The 2,030-nt window shown below is 64.3% G+C and carries 2 protein-coding genes and 1 pseudogene; all 3 read right to left on the bottom strand.

Features of this window, described 5'->3' with window-relative positions:
• A pseudogene (locus D7X32_RS47990) lies at positions 1–172 on the bottom strand (AHH domain-containing protein); the annotation flags it as partial.
• Positions 173–195: 23 nt separating this feature from the next.
• Entirely contained in the window at positions 196–1,431 is a 1,236-nt protein-coding gene (locus tag D7X32_RS44255) for an imm11 family protein (RefSeq protein WP_120608460.1), read from the bottom strand.
• A gap of 21 nt (positions 1,432–1,452) precedes the next feature.
• Positions 1,453–2,030: AHH domain-containing protein (locus D7X32_RS44250; RefSeq protein WP_208752770.1), on the bottom strand; the 578-nt coding region annotated here is incomplete at its 5' end.

Genomic DNA, 2,030 nt, shown 5'->3' with positions numbered 1-2,030 from the left:
GTGTCCGCACCGTCTCCTCGAAGGTGTCTCCATCCAACGCCACGGGGCGCGCTTCCGTGCGCGGTGTGTACTCACGCGCACGGCCTTCTCCCGTGTCCAACCTCCATGTCCGTGACGTCGCGCAGCCTGTCGCCAGTAGCATCCACAGCACGCACAGCGAGCGCAGCGACATGGACTGCCTCCTGATTTCGGCTGCTACACCACGGGCTGGCGCCAGGCGCGGGACAGGTGGCCGGGGTGGGATTGGTTGAAGCGGTGGAGCAGTTCTTCCCGGCCGTGCTCCAGCAGGTACGTGAGCTCCCGGGGCATCAGCGTCTTCACCGTGACGAGCCGCACCTGTCCGTCCGGCATCGTGAAGTGGGTGGGGAGCGTGGGCGTGTCCATGCCCAGGAGCACGGCGACGCGGCCGTCCTTCGTCAGGAGGGGTTCGGGCATGCGTTCTCCATCCACTTCCATGGAGAGGAGGCCGGTCCTCGCGGGTTCGCGCAGGTGTTCGTGGCCCACGAGCTCGTTGGCGATCCGTTCCAACAGGAGCTGCTGCCAGCTCTTCGCCACGTTCTCCACGGCCTCATCGGTTTCGAGCGCGAGCTCCAGGCCGAAGCCCACGGAGGGCTCAGCGGCCTTCACGAAGAAGTTGGAGAGACCGTCCGTCACGAAGAGGGTGCGTCCTTCGGGGCGGTGGATGACACGCCAGATTTCGCTGCCCGCCGGCCAGCCGCCACCGACGACGATGGGGATGACGAAGTTGTCGTCCATGGCGCCCAACGTGCGCCAGAAGGCTTCGCGGGGGGTCGTGGACCGCTCGTAGAGTTCACGGAGCTTGCGGTTGTGCGCGCGTTCCTCGGGGCTGATTTCGCTGGGGCCGGTGACTTCCCTGAACGCCATCCCCGTGGCACCGGAGCGCTCCAGCGCCTCCTTGATGTCCTCGGAGACGATGAGCACGACATTCCAGCCCCAGGGACGGAAGACCTTGGCATCACCGACCTTCGTAGGGTCGATGCGCATGCCGTAGACGGCTCGATATGTCCCCGTTAATTCTGGCCGCTCATCTTCGGGCTTCCAGTACAGCACCTCCGCGGACTCCTGATCATCGATGCATCGAATGGTCCGTGTCGCGACGAGGATGAAGTATGGATCCGACTGTCCTTCAACCTCGACGGGAATGACCTGCACCTCGTCAGGTGCCAACTCCGTGAGCACGCTCGCGACTCTGCGATGCACAACAGGTGCACCACCGACACTCGTCACAGAATAGTCGACGACCTTCCCCGGATGCCCGATGGGAATCGTCAGGCGTTCGTCGACCTTGACCGGACAACCATCCGCGAACTGCCAGATGTCATCGATCTCCTGCCCCTGGGCGTTCGTCGCCTCGCCTGGAAGCCAGCGGCCATGGATCTCCATGTCGTCGAGAAGTTTGAAGTACCTCATCGGGTTCAACCTTCCTGGGCGTCAGGGTTGCGTGACGAGCAAGTTGAGCCGGCTGTTTTGCGTTGAGATCTCCGCACCCAGCGACTGAAGTTCCTCCACGAGCGCCTCACTGCATTTCTGGATGCTCCTGCATCTTCCCAACGCCTTGTTCAAGCGTTCGTAGACCTCCTCATGATACTCCCGAGGATGTGGCCCTTGATGGCCCCGGACACGGACGGTGTTCACTTCGTCATCCAGTGACATTCCCGCGCGGTCGAAGAGTTCCTGGAACCTGGGTGACCACGGTCCGCCCTGATGCGTCGCCTCCCACCACTTGTTCGTAGCGATGTGATGCACGTGCACTTCAACGGGCGCAGAGACATTCCGCCCCTTCGGGGACATCGCCACCGCGTTGGGGGCCAGCGCGAGGGTTACTTCTCCGCTCGCGGACACCGCCACCGCTGAGACTTCCGCCGCGGCCACCAGACGGAAACCTCCCTGCTCCGCTCCCACCAGCGCCGCCTGCGCTGAGCCCGGCAGTGTCGACACCCGCGTCGCCAGCGTCTGCGCCGTGCCGCCCAGCGCCGCCATCGTCAGCATCACGAAGGCCCTCGCCGCCT

The organism is Corallococcus carmarthensis, assembly GCF_003611695.1.
Classification (GTDB): Bacteria; Myxococcota; Myxococcia; order Myxococcales; family Myxococcaceae; genus Corallococcus; species Corallococcus carmarthensis.
This window is presented reverse-complemented; position numbering and strand designations above follow the sequence as displayed.

Coding starts and splice junctions, on each gene's coding strand:
- D7X32_RS44255 (WP_120608460.1), bottom strand. CDS start 1,431: ATGAGGTACTTCAAACTTCTCGACGACATGGAGATCCATGGCCGCTGG.